We start from the raw sequence: 17869 nt of genomic DNA on the forward strand, positions 1-17869 counted from the left end.
AACCGATGCCATGAGACGGATGCCATGAGCCTGCCCGAAGACCCGCAACCGCCGGAGGCCGACCTCGGCCGGCAGATGGAGGAGGCCGGCTTCGAGCTCGAGCTCGGCCAGAACGAGCACGGCCTCGACGCCTGGATCAACGGCATCGCAGGCGCGCTCGGCGCCGCGGCGCTTGTGACGGTCACGCTGCTCGTCTTCCTCAACGCCTCGCTGCGCTACCTCTTCAATTCCGGGATCATCTGGGCCGACGAGATCGTCATCGCGCTCATTCCCTGGCTCACCATGCTCGGCATGTTCCTCTCGGTGCGCCGGCGCGAGATCATCCGCATCGAGCATTTCGCCAACCGCCTGCCGCAGGGCGCGCGACGCATCCTCAACGCCTTCGCCGACCTGCTGTCCGCGGCGTCCTTCGCCTATCTCGCCTTCGTCTCGTTCGACTATTTCGCGATGTTCGGCGGCGACAAGACGACCTATCTCAAGCTGCCCAAGGGCTGGTTCATCTCGTCCATGCTGGTCGGCTCGGCGCTGCTGGCGCTCGCCTTCCTCGCCGACTTCGTGCGCACGCTGCGCGCGCGCAGCCTCGCCCCCATTCCCGAGGAGAAGGCCGCGCGATGACCGGGGCAATCGTCGGCATCGCCGTCCTCCTCGTCCTCCTGATGCTCGGCGTGCCGATGGTGGCCGCCCTGCTCAGCGCCGTCGCGCTGCTGCTCTATCTCAGCGGGCAGTGGGGCATGTCGCTGCCGCAGACCATGGTGGCGGGCCTGTCGGGCTACACGCTGCTCTCGCTGCCGCTCTTCGTCTTCGCCGGCACGCTGATGAACTCGGGCGGCATCGCCGCGCGGCTGTTCGCCTTCGCCCGCGCGCTGGTCGGCTGGACCCGCGGCGGGCTCGCGCAGGTGAACGTGCTCACCAGCGTGTTCTTCGGCGGCATGATCGGCTCCTCCGCCGCCGACCTCGCGGGATCGGGCTCGGTGCTCATCCCCGCGATGAAGCGGGACGGCTATTCGGGCGCCTTCTCGGCCGGGGTGAGCGCCTCGTCCTCCGGCATCGGCCCGCTGATCCCGCCCTCCTCGCCGGTGATCCTCTATTCGGCGGTCACCGGCACCTCGCTGAGCGCGCTGTTCCTGGCCGGGCTGATTCCCGGCCTGCTGCTCGGCCTCGTCTTCATGGCGACCATCACCTGGCTCGCGCACCGGCACGGCTACCCCGCCTTCGGCCATTTCTCGCCGCGCGAGATCGGGCGCACCGGGCTTGCGGCGCTGCTCGCCTTCGGCATGCCGGGGCTGATCGTCGGCGGGCTTGTGGCCGGTGCCTTCACGCCTTCGGAAGCCGGCGCCTTCGGCGTCGTCTACGCCGCCTTCCTCTCCTTCGCGGTCTACCGCACGCTGAACCTTAAGGGGCTCTACCAGGCGACGGTCGCCGCGGTGCAGATGACGGGCGAGCTGCTTGGCATCGTCGCGCTCTCGGTGGCGCTGGGCAGTGCGCTGTCGGCCGCCCATGTGCCGCAGGCCTTTGCCGGGCTGATCGACGTGCTGACCATCGGCGACAGCCCGTTCATGCGGCTGCTGGCGATGATGATCATCGCCATCATTGCCGGCATGTTCATCGACCCGCTGATCCCGGTGTTGGTGCCGATCCTCCTGCCCTCGCTCCAGCTCTTCGGGGTCGACCTGATCCATTTCGGCGTGCTGATGGTCATGGCGGTGGTGATCGGCCAGATCACGCCTCCGGTCGCCATGTCGCTGATCATCACGGCGCGGATCGCCAAGGTCGACCAATGGCAGGTATTCCGCGCCAACATGCCGTTCTTCATCATCACCCTGCTGTTCACGCTGGTGCTGATGGCGGTACCGGCGCTATCCACCTGGCTGCCGATGCACATGCGGAACTGAGCGCCCCGGAGAATGCGAGGGACGCGAGCGGGCATGAAAGGAGACGGACGGGTGAGCGACGAGTGGGCGATCATGAACTGGATCAAGCGCGGCAATGTCCGCTCCAAGATCTGGGCGATCCTGCCGGTGGAGAGCCTGGCGGTGCTGCCGCGCCTCCATGACGAGGGTCATTGGGAGGAATATCGCCGCCTGCCCGCGCGCCGCTTCGTCGACGAGGACGGGGCACGCGAGGCGATCGAATCGGACGGCTTCTGCTTCATCCCCGAGCGCATGGCGATCGGCCCGCTGGCGGACTAGCGGCGCGCGGCAAGGCCCGCCCCTTCGTGCCGGTCGCCTCGCCTGTCATTTTCCGCTATGCGGATGCCCATGCCTTCTGCACGGGCAGCGGGGCTGCTCCCTGCTTCGCGCCCGGAGAAGGGAACGTGTCATTTGGACGGGGCCCGAGCCATGCCATCGCCGACCTTCATCCCGAAGCCGCTCGTGGACCAGGCGTTCGAGTGGCTGGAAGAAGCCATCATCAAGGGCACCTACGCGCCGGGCACCAAGCTCGACGAGGTGGCGCTGGCGCGCGCCTTCAACATCAGCCGCGGGCCGGTGCGCGAGGCGATTCGCCGGCTCGAGGGCAAGCAGCTCGTGGAGCGCGTGCCCAATATCGGCGCGCGGGTAGCCTCGTTCGCGCCGGACGCCATCTTCGACCTGCTGGAGGTGCGCGAGGGGCTGGAGGGCATCGCCGCCCGGCTGGCGACGCAGCGCATGTCGAAGGAGGCGATCGCCGGGCTCGACGCCCTGCTCGACCGCCACGCGGAGCAGGGCGAGGTGCAGGCGGGGGAAAGCTATTTCCAGCGCTCGGGCGACCACGACTTCCATTTCCGCATCATCCAGGGATCGGGAAACGCCAAGCTGATCTCGATGCTGTGCGACGACCTCTACAGCCTGCTGCGCGTCTACCGCTACCGTTCGGGCCTGCGCCCCGGCCAGGCGCCGAAGTCGCTGCAGGAGCACCGCAGCGTGGTGGAGGCGATGAAGGCGGGCGACGCGGACCGGGCCGAGCACCTCATGCGCGAGCACCTGCGGCAGGCGCGGGCGCGGCTGCGCGAGGAATTCGAGGAAGACGCGCGCAAGTCCGCGTGACCTTCGACGCCGGGCGACTCTGGCGCGTCAGGCGGTCGGCGGATGCCGGCGCACCGCCGCCTCGTCGATGTCCGTGCCCCAGCCCGGCCGCTGCGGCAGCACGAACTGGCCGTCCACGATCTCGGGCAGGTGGGTGTAGAACTCGCCGCGCCACGGCACGCCGTCCACGTCCATCTCCATGACGCGCAGATTGGGGATGGCGGCCGAGAAATTGGCGCTGATGAAATCCGCCAGATGGCCGAAATAATTGTGCGGCGCGATGTTGATGTCGTAGCTGTCGGCGCAGGCGGCGACCCTCAGCCCTTCCAGATAGCCGTTCCAGATCAGGTCGACGATGGCGACGTCGACCGCCCCCGCCTCGAAGAAGGCGCGGTAGCCGCGCTGGCCATAGACGTTCTCGCAGGAGGCGACCGGCGTCGTGACGCAGCGGCGCACATGGGCGAGGAAGCCGGGCTCGCGGCTGTCCATCTCGATCCACCCCAGCCCCGCCCCTTCGAGGATGCGGCACAGGCGCAGGAAGCCTTCCGGCTTGAAGTTCATGTTGAGGTCGAGATTGATCTCGACCTCCGGACCCGCGCCGGCGCGTAGCGCCTCGATCTGGCGCAGGATCTGGCCCTCGGCGACCGGGTTGGGATTGAGCTCGGGAAAGCCCCCGCTCGCCCCGCGCCCAGGGCGGTAGGCGACGAAGCGGTCGTCTTCCTTCAGCAGAAGGTTGGTCTTCAGCGCGCGGAAGCCGCGCGCGCGCACCTCTTCGCCGATGCGCGAGAGGTCGTCATAGCTGCGCGGCGGCTCGACACCCAGTTCCTTCGGGTAGCGCGCGCGATAGCCCACGCAGTGCGACCAGTAGAGCGGGACGCGCTCGCGCAGCGTGCCGCCGAGCAGCTCGCGCACCGGCACGCCGAGCGACTTGCCCTTCACGTCGAGCAGCGCGTTGACGATCGCCGCCACCGCCTGCTGGTTGAGCCCCACCGGCGCCTGCGAGATCAGGCTGCCGAGCCGGGCCGCGATCGCCTCGATCGCCAGCGGGTCGCGGCCGACGATCTGCTCCGCGAGAGCGGCGACCACCGCGCTGATGCCGGTGTTGCTGGAGCCCGGACCATCCGTGTACTCGGACCAGCCGACGATGCCGTCCGAGGTCTCCAGCCGCAGGAAGGAGATGGTGCGCCATCCGAACGCGGCGTGGAGGATGTCGGCGCGCGTGATCTTCATCGTGTTGTTCTACCGGCGATGGCAAGGAGGCCGGGGCGCGCGGCCCCGGCCGGAGGGATCACACGAAGCCGGGACCCTCGATGACGGGGTTGGCCTTGATGAAGTCCTCGTCGACTTCCAGACCGATACCCGGTCCTTCCAGCGGATGCACGCAGCCATCCGCGCCGACCTCGTAGGGCTTGTTCTTGAACGGACCCTCGCGCAGCGGGTTGCAGCCCTCGCTCGACTCGAAGAAGCCGCCATTCTCGATCGAGGCCAGCACGTGGATGCCGGCCGCCAGATCCAGTCCGGTGACGCCGCCATGCGGATGCACGGCGATGTTCCAGGTCGAGGCGCAGGCGGCGATACGCATGATCTCGGTCACGCCGCCGCACTTGCCGACATCCGGCTGGAAGATGCGGATGTTGCCGGAATCGAGATGCGGGATGAACTCGAAGCGGGTGTAGGAATTCTCGCCCAGCGCGAGCTGGGTCGAGGAGAAGGTGGCCGCGATCTCGTAGGCCTTGGTGTTGGTGGCCGGGAACGGCTCCTCCAGCCAGTACACGTCGAGCTCCTCCATCGCCGGCATCACGCGGCGACAGTCGTCGAGGCTGTAGGCCGTGTTGGCGTCGGTGAGGATGGTGAGGTCGGGGAAGCGCTCGCGCACCGCGCTGATGCGGGCGATGTCCTGCTTGTTGGTCTGGCCGAGGCGCAGCTTCACCGCGCGGAAGCCCTTCTCGACGAAGCCGCCGACCTCCTCGACCGTCTCCTCGGGCGTGCGGAAGCCGAGCGCGCCGCCACCGCCGGCATAGGCCGGGATCGGCTTCTGCGAGCCGCCGAGCAGCTTGTAGAGTGGCATGTTGGCCGCCTTGCCCTTGATGTCCCACAGCGCCATGTCGATGCCGCTCAGCGCGATCACCGAGCCGGCGCCCATGCCATGGCTGCCGATCTGGGCCTTGTAGACCTTGTCCCAGATCGCGGTCGTCTGCGAGGCGTCCATGCCCAAGACGAGGTCGCGCATGGTGGTGTTGATGATGTGCGCCACCGCGCCGGGGTTGCGCGCATGGTGCGCCTCGCCCCAGCCGATGATGCCCTCGTCGGTCACGATCTTGATGATGGTGGCGTCGCGCTTGGTGAGCTTGCCCAGTCCCAGCGTGTTCTGCCGCTCGGGGGGAAGCCGCACCGAGAGCGGATAGCCGATGACGTCGATGATCTTCATGTCGAACTCCGGAATATGGGCGTCGTCGGGCCCGTCGGCACAGTTATTCGGTCTCGATCACGCTCTTGAAGCGATGCCGGACGAGCGGGTAGAGCAGGCAGAGGAAGGCCACCACGAGCAGGGCCAGGCTGATCGGCCGCTCGAAGAAGACGGTGGGCGAGCCCATCGAGATCACCAGCGACTGGCGCAGCGCGTTCTCCGCGTCGGGCCCGAGCACGAGGGCGATGACCAGCGGCGCGGCCGGGATGCCCGAGGCGCGGAAGCCGTAGCCCAGCACCGTGAAGGCGATCATCAGCCAGATGTCCCACATCGAGTTGTCGACGCTGTAGACGCCGATGACGCACAGCGAGGCGACGATGACGGGGAGCGTCCGCTCGGAGATGACGAACAGCCAGATGAAGAACGGCACCAGAAGGATGTTCTGCGCGAGCAGCATCAGGTTGCCGACATACATGCTGGCGATCAGGCCCCAGGCGACGTCCGCATGCTCGGTGAAGAGCCGCGGGCCCGGCTGGATGCCGAGGATGATGAAGGCACCGATCAGCACCGCCGTGGTCGCCGAGCCGGGAATGCCGAGCGCGAGCAGCGGCACGAAGGCGCCGGAGCTGGCGGCGTTGTTGGCCGATTCCGGGCCGGCGACGCCTTCCAGCGCACCCTGGCCGAAGCGTTCGGGCGTCTTGGAGATCTGCTTCTCGACGCCGTAGGAGACGAAGGAGGCGATGGTCGCGCCCGCACCGGGCAGGATGCCGAGGAAGAAGCCGAGGAAGCCGCCGCGCACCATCGCCGCCCAGGTCTGCTTGAGATCGGCCATGGAGGGCAGGATCTCGCGGATCTTGAGCTTGATGTTCTGCTGCTTGGCCTCGGGTTGGGGATGGACGATGTCGTAGACGATCTCCGACAGGCCGAACAGGCCGACCACGGCCGGGATGAAGCCGATGCCGTCGATGAGCTCCATCGTGCCCCAGGTCAGGCGCGCCTGGCCGGAGATGATGTCCTGCCCGACGGTCGCCAGCAGCAGGCCGAGGAACAGCGACAGGAACGACTTCACCATGTTGCCGCGGGCGAGCGAGGAGACCATCACGAAGGCGAGGATGGTGACCGCGAAATATTCCGGCGGGCCGAACACGAGCGCCATGCGGGCGAGCGGGATGGCGAGCACGCTGAGCAGGATGAGGCCGATGGTGCCGGCGATGAACGAGCCGATCGCCGCGAGGCCGAGGGCGACGCCGCCCTTGCCCTGCTTGGCCAGCGGATGGCCGTCATAGGTGGTAACGACCGAGGCGCTTTCGCCCGGCACGTTGAGCAGCACCGAGGTGATCGTGCCGCCATACATGGCGCCGTAATAGATGCCCGCCATGGCCACCAGCGCGATCAGCGGATCGACGCCATAGGTAATGGGCAGAAGAACGGCGATGGCCGCGCTCGGTCCGAGGCCCGGCAGGACGCCGACTAGCGTTCCCGCGAAGGTACCGAGGAAACACATCAGGAGCAGCCAGGGGTCCATCATCCTGGCGAAACCGTCGATCAACGGGGTAAGCATTTCGGATCCTTAGCTCTTGCTGGAAGGCTTACGAAAACAACAAGCCAGGTTCCAAAGGAACTTCGAGCAGGTAGTGGAAGGCGGCATACAGCGCGGCGCCCCAGATGACGCTGAAGGCGATGTTCTTGACGAGGCCGAGGCCGGAGAAGAACTGGCAGAACAGGAAGCAGAAGAGGATCGTCGAGAACAGGAACCCGACCACGTAGATCGAGGCGACGAACAGGACGAGAAGGAGGATGCACAGCACTCCCCTCATCGAGTTCTTCTCGCCGACCCCGTCGCTTCCCCCCTGTCGCACGGAATCGAACAGCACCGCGGCGCTGCAGATCAGCAGGCCGATGGAGTAGATCATCGGCAGGGCGCCGGGTCCGAGCGTGTAGTCGGCGGACAGAGAAAGCTGGTTGGCCGCGTAGACCTGAGCGGCGGCGAACGCCACCATGAAGGCCGAGACCACGATCTCGGCGTTTAGGGGGAAGGCTTTATTGCCCATGGACAAGGCTCCACTCGCGGAGAGCCCGCAGGCTCTCCGCTGCCGAGATGACGGCCGCTCCGAAAGGTCACTTCTTCGGAAGCGACTGGCTTAGGAATTCGATCTGCTTGGTGACCACGTCCCGCACTTCTTCCGGCGAGCTGTAGGACACCCGCTGGGAGACCTTCTTGGCACGCTCGACATATTCGGGATCTTCGGTCGCCTGCTTGACGGCGTCCCGCAGCTTCTTCAGGACCGCCGGGTCCATGCCGGCCGGCGCGATCATGCCGCGGCTGGAGGCGCTGATCGGCAGGTCGAAGCCCTGCTCCTTGAAGGTCGGCACGTCCGGGATCAGCGGATTGCGCTTGTCGCCGCCGACGCCGAGGATGCGCACGCTGCCCTCCTGCATGAGCGGGAGGACCTCGCTCACCGCCAGGCCGAGCGCGTCGATATGGCCGCCGAGCAGCGCGGTCACCGCCTCCGGCGTGCCGGCGAAGTTGACGACGCGGAACTTGGCGTCAGCCTTTGCCGCCAGCGCCAGCGACACCAGCCCGTCGAGGCTGGTCGAGCCGGTCGCGCCGTAGGACAGCCCGCCCGGATGCGCCTTCAGATAGGTGACGACGTCGCCGAGGCTCTTGTAGGGGCTCTTGGCCGGGACGACGACGATCGCCGGGTCGACCATCACGTTGCCCAGGAAGTCGAAGGACTTGAGCGGGTCGATCGGCAGGCCGCCGCTGGCGGTAACGCCGGAGATCGCGGGATAGTTGACGCTGCCAAGCGTATAGCCGTCCGGCTTGGAGCGGGCGACCTCGGTCCAGGCCACCGCGCCGCCGGCGCCCGGCTTGTTGATGACCACGACCGGCTGGCCGAGGATCTTCTGAAGGGTCGGGGCGACGGTGCGGATGGTGGCGTCCATCGCGCCGCCGGCGCTGAATCCGACGATCACCTGGATCGGACGATCCGGGTAGTCGGCGAAGGCGGCGGCAGAGGTCAGAAGCGTACCCGCGACCGCAAGCGCTACGCGCAAGGTTGATTTCATCGTTTCCTCCAAGGTTGACGAAAGTTCTTTGGCCGGATGTCGTTAATCGCATCCGGTACAACGTATCATATATGATATCACATCGACAGAACGTCAAGCTTTACTTGTTGTTTCTTGCTATTTTTGAGCCTCTCCGCTGAGATATATTACATACGTTGCAGCAGTTCGATTTTGATACGTTCCGGACCTTCGATGAATACGGTCCAGACACCCGGACGGGCCATCGTCACCGGCTCGACGATGACCGCACCCTTCCCGACCAGTTCCTCCGCCGCGGCCTTCACGTCGGCCACCACGAAGGCGAGATGGTCGATCGGCCCCGGCCCGCCCACGGCGCCGCCCGCCGCGCGCGGCGAGAGCGTCAGCTTCACCCCGCCGAGGTCGAGATCGACCTTGGGCCGCGCCGGCGGGTCGATCCGGTTGACGACGCGCGCGCCGAGCCGGTCGCAGAACCAGTCGGCCGCCGCGATGTAGTCGTCGAGCCGCAGATGAACGTGATCGAACCGGCACGCGATCGACATGGGTCCACTCCTCGCCGCCGCCGTCACCAGGCGACGGAGACGTACTGCGCCTCGAGGAATTCGAGCATGCCCTCATGCCCGCCCTCGCGGCCGAGGCCGGACTGCTTCACGCCGCCGAACGGCGCCGCGGGGTCCGACACCAGGCCGCGATTGAGGCCGACCATGCCGAAGTCGAGCTGCTCGGAGATGGCGAGGCCGCGCTTGAGGTCGCGGGTGAAGAGATAGGCGACGAGACCGTATTCGGTGTCGTTGCACTTGCGCACCAGCTCGGCCTCGTCGTCGAAGCGGGTGATCGCGGCGACCGGGCCGAATATCTCCTCACGGAAGCAGTCCGCATCCTCGGGCACGTCCACCATCACCGTCGGCGGGTAGTAGAAGCCGTGGCCATTGGGCAGGGTGCCGCCGGTCGTCACCCTGGCGCCGCGCGCCACGGCGTCCTGCACCAGCTCGTGCACCTTGCGGCGCGTGGCGTCGTTCACCAGCGAGCCGACCTGCACACCCTCCTCGAGGCCGTAGCCGACCTTCATCTCGGCCATGCGCGTTGTCAGCTTGTCGGCGAAGGCGTCGTGGACCGAGGAATGCACATAGAAGCGGTTCGCCGCGGTGCAGGCCTCGCCGAGATTGCGCATCTTGGCGAGGATGGCGCCCTCGACGGCGGCGTCGATGTCGGCATCGGCCAGCACTGCGAAGGGCGCGTTGCCGCCGAGCTCCATCGCCGGCTTGACGACGGTTCGGGCCGCCACCGCGAGAAGCTTGCGCCCGACCTCGGTCGAGCCGGTGAAGGAGACCACCCGCACCCGCGGGTCGCCGAGCAGCATCTCGGCGAGCGGGCCGGAGCGGCGCGAGGGAAGGACGTTGACGAGGCCGGCCGGCACGCCCGCCTTCTCCAGCAGCGGCATCAGCGCCAGCATGGTGAGCGGCGTCTCGGAGGCCGGCTTGATGATGACCGGGCAGCCCGCCGCCAACGCCGGGGCGATCTTGCGCGTGCCCATCGCCGCCGGGTAGTTCCACGGCGTGATGAGCACGGCGATGCCCGCCGGGCGGTGCTGGACGAGGATGCGGGCGCCGGTGGCCGGCCCGCGCGCCATCTCGCCGATGTTGCGCACCGCCTCCTCGGCGTACCAGCGGAAGAACTCGGCGGCATAGGAGACCTCGGCGCGCGAATCCGGCAGCGCCTTGCCGTTCTCCATCGTGATAAGGCGCGCGAGGCGCTCGTGATCGGCCATGATGAGCTCATAGGCCTTGCGCAGGATCTCGCCGCGCTCGCGTGCGCTGCGCGCCGCCCACGGCCCGAACGCCTTGTCCGCCGCCTCGAGCGCGGCCGCACCGTCCTCGAGGGTGGCGTCGGCGACCTCGGCGATGGTCTTGCCCGTGCCGGGATCGACCACGGGAAACGTGCCGCCCTCGCTTCCCTCGCGCCATTGCCCGTCGATGTACAGGCGGGTCGGCACGTTCAGGAGCTCCTGGTCGACGGCAGGTTCGGAAAGGGACATCTCGCACCCAACATAATATATGATCTGATATATGGTTATGACGGCGGGCGCGACACGTCAAGCATGCCGATCACCTCATAGGGCCGCTTTATCGAAACCGGGGCACCGCCCCGGCCCGTCAGTCGAACACCGACATCACGCGCTGGCGGGACTTCTCGATATGCGAGCGCATGGCCGCCGCCGTGCCCTCCGGATCGCCCTGCTTCAGCTTGTCGAAGATCTGGCGGTGCTCGTCGATCGCCTCCTGCGTCACCCGCGCATGCGAATAGAAGCGGAAGATGTGGATGTGCGTGTGAAGGCGCTCCAGCGAGTCGGCGATCAGCGTGTTGCCGCTCAGCGAGGCCAGGTAGTCATGGAACTCGGAATCGTGCACCGCGAAGTCGCGGTAGTGGTTGCCCGGGTGCGCGCCGGCCATCTGCTGCACGATCATCTCGGCGCGCCGGATCTTGTCGGGGTCGATGGCGGCGGCTGCACGCGCGGCCGCGGTCGGCTCCAGCAGCAGGCGGAAATCGAACAGCTCCTCGAACTGGCTCTTGGTGAGCTGCGGCGCCGCGCGATAGCCGACCAGGTGGGTCTTGATGACGAGGCCGTTCACCTCGAGCCGGCTAAGCGCCTCGCGTACCGGCGTCTGCGAGACGCCGAGCTCGCGCGAGAGATTGTCCACGCGCAGCCGTTCGCCGGGCTGGATCTGCAGCGTCATGAGCTGGCCCAGCAGCACGTCGTAGACATTGTCGACGAGGCTCGCAGGACGCGCCATCAGGGCGCTGCCGGGGGAGTTGTCCTTCTTCGATGGCTTAATCATGCAGCGCACATCCCGATGGGATTCCTTGACTCCGGAAGGCCAATTCGTATCCTCGATATAATATATGATTGGATTCTGAGGCGCGATAAAAAATGCTCGTCAAGGCTGAAACAGCGCGAGAAGTCTGCATCGCCGCCCTCACCCGACATGGCGTTTCCGCTGCAAATGCGGGCATTCAGGCCGAGTTGCTGGTGCAGGCGGAACTGATGGGACACCCCTCCCACGGCCTCCAGCGCCTTCCGCGAATCATCGAGCGCATCGGCAACGGCGTGATCGACCCGGTCGCGACCGGCGCCCATGACTGGCGGACCCCGTCGCTGCTCGACGTAGACGGGCAGATGGGGCTCGGCCCGGTCGTCCTGGTGCAGGCGCTCGAGGAGGCAGCCCGCCGGACCCCGGAGACGGGCGTGGTGCTCGGCGCGATCCATAACAGCAACCATATCGGGATGTTGAGCTGGTACGTCCGCCATTTCGCGGAACGCGGCTTCGTCAGCATCATCGTTACAACCAGCGAGGCGCTTGTCCATCCGCTCGGCGGCCGCCGCGCCATGATCGGCACCAACCCGCTGGCGATCGGCGTGCCCGCCACGCCCGACCCGTTCGTGCTCGACATGGCCTCGGGACTGGTCTCGATGGGCAAGATCCACGACTACGCCGCGCGCGGCGAGCCGATTCCCGACAACTGGGCGCTCGACGCGGAGGGCAACCCGACCACCGACGCCGCCGCGGCCAAGGGCGGGGCCATCGCCCCCTTCGGCGGCGGCAAGGGCTACGGCCTCGGCCTCGGGATCGAGCTGCTCGTCGGCGCGCTCACCGGATGCGCCCTCGGCACCGACGTCAAGGGCACGCTCGATTCGGACAAGGTCTGCAACAAGGGCGACCTGTTCATCCTCATCGACCCCGCTCACGTGCGCGGCACCGGCATCTCGGCCTATCTCGACGAGATCCGCCACATCGCCCCCATCGACCCCGCCTCCCCGGTCCTGGTGCCGGGCGACCGCGCGGTGCGGGTGCGGGCCGAGCGCACGGCCAAAGGCATTCCCGTGAACCCGGACGTCTGGCGGCAAATCGAGAATTACACCACCCAGAAAGGAAAGCTGTCGTGACGAGTTTCGGTGTCCTGCGTAGTCCGCGCACGGTTCTTTTCGGCAGCGGCCAGCGTGCCGCGCTCGGCTGGACGGCGCGCTCCCTCGGTCAGCGGGCGCTGATCTGCACCGACGAGCGCATGGCGCGCGACCCGCTCTTCCACGAGATGGTCGAGGATCTCGGGCGCAACGGCGTCGCCGTACACGTCTATGACGGCACCATGGTCGACGTGCCGATCGGCCTGGTCGAGACCGCGGCCGAGGCGGCGAAGCCGTTCGGCCCCGACGTCGTCATCGGCATCGGCGGGGGAAGCTGCCTCGACCTCGCCAAGGCGGTGGCGCTGCTGCTCAGCCATGGCGGCGACGTGCGCGGCTACTATGGCGAGGGCAAGGTGCCCGGCCCCATCCTGCCGGTGATCGCCATCCCCACCACCGCGGGCACCGGCTCAGAAGTCACCCCGGTGGCGGTGCTCTCCGACCCCGACCGTCTGCTCAAGGTCGGCGTGTCGAGCCCCTATCTGGTCCCGACCGTCGCCATCTGCGACGCGGAGCTGACCCTCACCTGCCCGCGCGGGCTGACCGCCGTGTCGGGCGCCGACGCCCTCACCCACGCCATCGAGGCCTATACGGCCGTACGCCGGCCGGCGACCGCCCAGCTCGCGCAGACCAACGTCTTCGTCGGCAAGAACGACCTGTCCGACCAGTTCGCGCGCGAGGCGGTGCGGGTGATCTTCGCCAATCTGCGCCGCGCCTGCGAGGACGGCTCCGACCTCGCGGCACGCGAAGGCATGATGCTCGGCTCGCTCACCGCCGGGCTCGGCTTCGGCAATGCCGGCACGGCGCTCGCCCACGCGCTGCAATATCCGCTCGGCGCCCTCACACACACCTCGCATGGCGAGGGGGTGGCCGCGCTGCTGCCCTATGTGATGGAGTTCAACCAGCCGGCGGCGGCCCCGCTCTATGCCGAGCTCGCCGGGCCGATGGGGCTGGGCGCCATGGCCGACGAGGCCACGGCCTGCGACGCGGCGATCGACGCGGTCGCCTCGCTGTTCGCCGATATCGGCATCCCGACCAGCCTCGGCGCCATGAGGCTGGAGGCCAAGGACATCGACCGCGTCGCTTCCGAATCGCTCCACGCCGCGCGGCTGATCAACAACAACCCGCGGCCGGTCGACGTGAACGGCGCCCGGCGCGTGGTCGCCTGCGCGCTCGCCGGCGACCGGGCGGCCGCGCGCGAAGAGCTGCGGGCGGACTGAGCCGGGACGATGAAAAGCGTCATCCGCTCGCCGCACTACGCGCAGCAGCTCGTGCCGGTGATCCGCCGGCTGCTCGGTAGCGATCCGGTTGTCCCGCAAGACGAGGCGGAGTGCTACCGCGTGGTGGGCGAGGCGGATGTGCTCTTCTGCCAGCCCTCGCAGATCAGCCCCGAGCTGGTGCGGGCGATGGCGCAGGCGCCGCGCCTGCGCTGGCTCCAGGTGCTGGGCTCGGGGGTCGACAAGCTCGCGAGCCTCGAGCGCCCCGACCTCGTCATCACAAACGCCGCCGACGCCTACGGCCCGGCGGTGGCCGAGCACGCGGTGGCGCTGGCGCTCGCGCTGTTCCGGCGGATTCCGGAGCTGGTCGAGGCGCGCGAGCGCCGGCAATGGACCAAGCCGAGCATCGACGACCGGCTGGATTCGCTTGAGGGCGCGGTCGCCGCCGTGGTCGGCTACGGCGCCATCGGCGCGGCGATCGTCCGCCGGCTGGAAGCCTTCGACGTGTCCTCCATCCGCGTCGTGCGCCGCCGGCCCGTCCCCTCCCCCGATGGCGAAGCGGGCCGCGCGCGCTTCATGCCGCTCGACGAGGCGCTGTCGGGCGCCGACATCGTCTTCCTCGCCGTGCCGCTCACCGGGCAGACCCGCCGCCTCGTCGACGCGGCGCGCCTCGCGCATCTCGCGCCGGGCGCGCGGCTCGTCAACGTCTCGCGCGGCGACGTGGTGGACACGGACGCGCTGATCGCCGCGCTCGCGAGCGGGGCGCTCTCGGGTGCCGCGCTCGACGTGTTCGAGACCGAGCCGCTGCCGACCGCGAGCCCGCTCTGGGCGCTGCCCAACCTCATCGTCTCGCCGCATGTGGCCGGGCGCGGCAATCGGCGCGTCACCGAGCGGATCATCGGCATCTGCGAACGCAACATCACGGCCTTCGCCGCGGGCGACCTGCGGAGCAGCCAATAACCCGCAGCCCGATCGGGCATGCGGAATCCGGGAGGATTTGAATGAAGATAGTCGATCTCAAGGTCGAGCTGTTCCGGTGGGACGCGGTCGCCAATGTCCGCTACGGCGCGCACAGCGCCGCGCGCGGGGCGAGCCAGTCCTGCCTGGCGCTGGTGAGCGTGCTGACCGACGAGGGCGTGAAGGGACATTCCTTCCTCGGCGCCTATTCGCGCTCGGCTGAGCTCGATGCGCTCTCGCTGGTGCGCGCGCTGAAGCCGATGGTGGTGGGCGAGGACCCGCTCGACCGCGAGCGCCTGCTGAAGCGGATGATGCAGCGCATCAAGCTGACCACCTACCGCGCCGTCGGCGCCGTCGACGTCGCGCTGTGGGACCTCGCCGGCAAGGTGGCGGGGCTGCCGGTCTACAAGCTGATGGGTGCCTTCCGCGACAGCGTGCCGGCCTATGCGAGCTCGGAAGTGCTCGGCTCGGTCGGCGACTATGTCGAGCAGGCCCAGCGCATGAAGGCCGAGGGCTGGAAGGCCTACAAGATCCACCCGCCGGCGGACTGGCGGGAGGACATCGCCATCTGCAAGGCGGTGCGCGAGGCGGTCGGCGGCGACTATCCGCTGATGCTCGATTCCACCTGGTCCTACACCTATGAGGAGACGATCCGCGTCGGCCGCGCGATCCAGGACCTCGACTATTACTGGTACGAGGACCCGCTGCCGCCCGAGGACCTGCTCAACTACGTGAAGGTGAAGCAGCAGCTCCACATCCCGATCGTGGCGACCGAGTACTCGGCCGGCGGCTTCGCAGGCTTCGCGCCGTGGATCGTGAACCGGGCAACCGACGTGCTGCGCGGCGATCCGGCGGTGAAGGGCGGGCTGACCGCCTGCCTCAAGGCGGCGCATCTCGCCGAGGCGTTCGGCATGAATTTCGAGATCCACCACGGCGGCAACTCGCTCAACAACGTGGCGAACCTGCACCTGATGTGCGCGATCCGGAACTCCGAGTTCTTCGAGGTGCTGCTCCCCGACGAGGCGCAGAAATACGGGCTGGTCGAGGACATCAAGGTCGGGCCGGACGGCATGCTCAAGGCCCCGACGGGGGCCGGGCTCGGCGTCGAGATCGACTTCGACCTGGTCCGCCGCAACTTCGTCGCCGACGTGGTCTGAAACCGGGAGGCGGGAGACCCCTCCCGCCCCTAGGCGGGGCTCCGGCCTCCCCTTCCAGGGCGCCAGCCCTTCCGGGCCGGCGCCCTTTTTCTGTGGCCTCCAAAACAAAAGGAGCGGAAGGCACGCCTCCCGCTCCAGTCGCCTCTTTGGTTCGGTTCAGGCGCCCGCCGCGGCGGGTCGGCGCCTGGTCAGCGACGTCACTTCTTCAGCGCGTCCTTGAGGAAGGTGATCTGGTCCTCGACCGCCGTACGGACCTGCTCCGGCGAGCGGTAGGTGATCTGCTGCGAGACCTTCTTGGCGCGCGCCAGATATTCAGGGTCCTGCGTCGCCTGCTTGATCGCGTCGCGCAGCTTCTTGAGGATTGCCGGATCGACGCCGGCGGGCGCCAGCATGCCGCGGCTGGATTCGTTGATGGGCAGCGTGAAACCCTGCTCGGCAAAGGTCTTGACGCCGGGCAGCAGGTCGCTCTCGCTGGTGCCGCCGACGCCGAGCACGCGCACCTGGTCGAGGAAGGGCTGCACCTCGCTGACCGCGAGGCCGACCGCGTCGACATGCCCGCCCAGCAGCGCCGTCGCCTGCTCGGCCGTGCCGGCGAAATTCACGACGCGGAACTTGGCGCCGGCCGTGCGGTCCAGCGCCAGAACCGTCAGGCCGTCGAGGCTCATGCTGCCGGTCGCCCCGTAGGAGAGCCCGCCCGGATGCTCCTTGAGATAGGCGACGACGTCCTTCATCGACTTGTAGGGGCTCTTGTTGGAGACGACCGCCACGGCCGGATCCACCATCACGTTGCCAAGGAAGGCGAAGGTCTTCATCGGGTCGAACGGAAGCCCACCGCCGGCCGTCACGCCGGAAACCGCCGGGTAGTTCACGCTTCCCAGCGTGTACCCGTCCGGCTTGGCGCGGGCGACCTCGGTCCAGGCCAGCGCGCCGCCGGCGCCGGGCTTGTTGATGACCACGATCGGCTGGCCGAGGATCTTCTCGAGCGTCGGGGCTATGGTGCGGATGGTCGAATCCATGCCGCCGCCGGCGCTGAAGCCGACGATGACCTGAATGGGATGGTCCGGATAGTCCGCCTTGGCGAGGGCGGGCGTCAGCGACAGGCAGGCCGCCGCCATGACGAGGGTACTGAACTTCATGCTTTATCCTCCCAATTGGTTATATGATTTAATATCTGATATTATTTTGAAGGGCAACGCTGTCAATCCGGGCCGGGGATGCCTCTGCCGGCCGCGCGGCGCGAAGGTCCGCCGTCCTCACCCCGCCGGCGGCACCTTCGCCGTCTGGCCGGAACGTGCCAGGGCCTGCGCAACGAAGCCGCTGGTCTTCATATCGGTGACGAACGCCTCCAGCAGGTCGCGCGCATGGCTGCGCCCCTTGGGCACGCCGATGGCCTGCCCGATCTCCATGAACGCCTCCTCCATCACCCGGTAGCCGGGATGGGCGGCGGCATAGGCATCGAGCCATGCGCGCACGCCGGCCGCGGCGTCGAGGCGCTCGGCCACGAACAGGTCGATCATGGCGGCGGAGCCCCCGCGCGGAGCGCGCACGATCCGCGCATGGGCGAGCGTGCGCGAAAGGAACAGGTCGTATGCCGAACCCGGCCCCACCGACACCCGCATTCCCGGGGCGTCGACATCTCGCGGCGTGCGCAGCGGCGAGGAGGCCGGCACCATGTAGGTGCCTTCGATCATCGCATAGGGGCTGGTGAACGCGATCTGCGCCTCCCGCACCGGATCGATGGCGAGGAACGCGATGTCCCACGCCCCCGGCTTCAGCGCCTCGAACAGTATGCCGGCCGCCTCGAACGGCACGATGTCGAGACCGAGCCCGGTTCGGGAGGCGAATTCCGTGGCGAGATCCACCGCGATCCCGGTCGGCGCACCGTCGGCGCCGCGCTGGGCGAGGACCGTGTTGCCGAAATTGATGGCGGCGCGGAGCACGCCCGTCGGCGCCAGTTCGTCGCGCTCTTTCTCAGTCAGCATCACGGGGTTTCCTCCTTGCAGGGGACGGGCGGGTTGACGAGATAAGGGAGGGCATAGGCAGCCCACGCAGGCCCGCCGGCCGCCGCCCTGCCCCTTCGGCAAGGCGAGCTATCGCCATGAGCCTGTTTGCTGTTTGTCTGC

At 68.1% G+C, this 17869-nt stretch carries 18 protein-coding genes; 8 read left to right on the forward strand and 10 right to left on the reverse strand.

Translation table 11 applies throughout. The features are described 5' to 3' along the window. The first annotated feature begins 24 nt into the window (after window positions 1-24). The 4 genes from NVS89_RS18945 to NVS89_RS18960 all read left to right on the forward strand — a co-directional run bounded on the left by NVS89_RS18945 (window position 25) and on the right by NVS89_RS18960 (window position 3023). Entirely contained in the window at window positions 25-615 is a 591-nt protein-coding gene (locus NVS89_RS18945) for a TRAP transporter small permease (RefSeq protein ID WP_258734320.1), read from the forward strand. After that, a complete protein-coding gene (locus tag NVS89_RS18950) occupies window positions 612-1892 on the forward strand; it encodes a TRAP transporter large permease (RefSeq protein ID WP_258734321.1) in 1281 nt (426 codons plus the stop codon). The genes NVS89_RS18945 and NVS89_RS18950 overlap by 4 nt, the downstream gene beginning before the upstream one ends. Window positions 1893-1943: 51 nt before the next feature. Next, window positions 1944-2189, forward strand: a complete 246-nt coding sequence (locus tag NVS89_RS18955) for a hypothetical protein (RefSeq protein WP_258734322.1) — start codon at window positions 1944-1946, stop codon at window positions 2187-2189. 150 nt (window positions 2190-2339) lie between these two features. After that, window positions 2340-3023: a GntR family transcriptional regulator gene (locus tag NVS89_RS18960; protein WP_258734323.1), complete on the forward strand. Its 684-nt coding sequence runs from the start codon at window positions 2340-2342 to the stop codon at window positions 3021-3023. A 27-nt stretch (window positions 3024-3050) separates the two neighbouring features. On the opposite strand, the gene NVS89_RS18965 is transcribed toward NVS89_RS18960, so the two are convergent. The 8 genes from NVS89_RS18965 to NVS89_RS19000 all read right to left on the reverse strand — a co-directional run bounded on the left by NVS89_RS18965 (window position 3051) and on the right by NVS89_RS19000 (window position 11294). Next, window positions 3051-4232: a mandelate racemase/muconate lactonizing enzyme family protein gene (locus NVS89_RS18965; protein WP_258734324.1), complete on the reverse strand. Its 1182-nt coding sequence runs from the start codon at window positions 4230-4232 to the stop codon at window positions 3051-3053. A gap of 58 nt (window positions 4233-4290) precedes the next feature. Then, window positions 4291-5430 carry a mandelate racemase/muconate lactonizing enzyme family protein gene (locus tag NVS89_RS18970; protein WP_258734325.1) on the reverse strand — a complete coding sequence of 380 codons (1140 nt, stop codon included), beginning with the start codon at window positions 5428-5430 and terminating at the stop codon, window positions 4291-4293. 43 nt (window positions 5431-5473) lie between these two features. After that, the gene (locus NVS89_RS18975; RefSeq protein ID WP_258734326.1) at window positions 5474-6970 is read right to left on the reverse strand and encodes a tripartite tricarboxylate transporter permease; all 1497 of its coding nucleotides are present in this window, start codon (window positions 6968-6970) and stop codon (window positions 5474-5476) included. A gap of 28 nt (window positions 6971-6998) precedes the next feature. Further along, window positions 6999-7460 carry a tripartite tricarboxylate transporter TctB family protein gene (locus tag NVS89_RS18980; RefSeq protein WP_258734327.1) on the reverse strand — a complete coding sequence of 154 codons (462 nt, stop codon included), beginning with the start codon at window positions 7458-7460 and terminating at the stop codon, window positions 6999-7001. A gap of 67 nt (window positions 7461-7527) precedes the next feature. Then, complete coding sequence (locus NVS89_RS18985; protein WP_258734328.1) at window positions 7528-8478, reverse strand: Bug family tripartite tricarboxylate transporter substrate binding protein; 951 nt, start codon at window positions 8476-8478, stop codon at window positions 7528-7530. A 146-nt stretch (window positions 8479-8624) separates the two neighbouring features. Beyond that, a complete protein-coding gene (locus NVS89_RS18990) occupies window positions 8625-8999 on the reverse strand; it encodes a VOC family protein (protein WP_258734329.1) in 375 nt (124 codons plus the stop codon). Between the two features lie 23 nt (window positions 9000-9022). Then, the gene (locus NVS89_RS18995; RefSeq protein ID WP_258734330.1) at window positions 9023-10492 is read right to left on the reverse strand and encodes an NAD-dependent succinate-semialdehyde dehydrogenase; all 1470 of its coding nucleotides are present in this window, start codon (window positions 10490-10492) and stop codon (window positions 9023-9025) included. Window positions 10493-10610: 118 nt separating this feature from the next. Continuing rightward, the gene (locus tag NVS89_RS19000) at window positions 10611-11294 is read right to left on the reverse strand and encodes a GntR family transcriptional regulator (protein ID WP_258734331.1); all 684 of its coding nucleotides are present in this window, start codon (window positions 11292-11294) and stop codon (window positions 10611-10613) included. A gap of 92 nt (window positions 11295-11386) precedes the next feature. Here NVS89_RS19000 and NVS89_RS19005 point away from each other — a divergent pair, with 92 nt between their 5' ends. From NVS89_RS19005 to NVS89_RS19020, 4 genes are read left to right on the forward strand one after another with little or no spacing between them, the layout of a single operon-like run. After that, window positions 11387-12400: an Ldh family oxidoreductase gene (locus NVS89_RS19005; protein ID WP_258734332.1), complete on the forward strand. Its 1014-nt coding sequence runs from the start codon at window positions 11387-11389 to the stop codon at window positions 12398-12400. Further along, window positions 12397-13635: an iron-containing alcohol dehydrogenase gene (locus NVS89_RS19010; RefSeq protein WP_258734333.1), complete on the forward strand. Its 1239-nt coding sequence runs from the start codon at window positions 12397-12399 to the stop codon at window positions 13633-13635. Before NVS89_RS19005 ends, NVS89_RS19010 begins: the two co-directional genes overlap by 4 nt. Before the next feature lie 9 nt (window positions 13636-13644). Beyond that, window positions 13645-14592 carry a D-2-hydroxyacid dehydrogenase gene (locus NVS89_RS19015; protein ID WP_258734334.1) on the forward strand — a complete coding sequence of 316 codons (948 nt, stop codon included), beginning with the start codon at window positions 13645-13647 and terminating at the stop codon, window positions 14590-14592. A gap of 41 nt (window positions 14593-14633) precedes the next feature. Next, entirely contained in the window at window positions 14634-15746 is a 1113-nt protein-coding gene (locus NVS89_RS19020; RefSeq protein ID WP_258734335.1) for an enolase C-terminal domain-like protein, read from the forward strand. A gap of 197 nt (window positions 15747-15943) precedes the next feature. On the opposite strand, the gene NVS89_RS19025 is transcribed toward NVS89_RS19020, so the two are convergent. Then, window positions 15944-16882, reverse strand: coding sequence for a Bug family tripartite tricarboxylate transporter substrate binding protein (locus NVS89_RS19025; RefSeq protein ID WP_258734336.1), 939 nt, complete (start codon window positions 16880-16882; stop codon window positions 15944-15946). 117 nt (window positions 16883-16999) lie between these two features. After that, complete coding sequence (locus NVS89_RS19030) at window positions 17000-17728, reverse strand: transporter substrate-binding domain-containing protein (RefSeq protein ID WP_258734337.1); 729 nt, start codon at window positions 17726-17728, stop codon at window positions 17000-17002. Between the last annotated feature and the right edge of the window lie 141 nt (window positions 17729-17869).

The sequence above is a fragment of the Ancylobacter mangrovi genome (genome assembly GCF_024752355.1).
Taxonomy (GTDB): Bacteria; Pseudomonadota; Alphaproteobacteria; order Rhizobiales; family Xanthobacteraceae; genus Ancylobacter; species Ancylobacter mangrovi.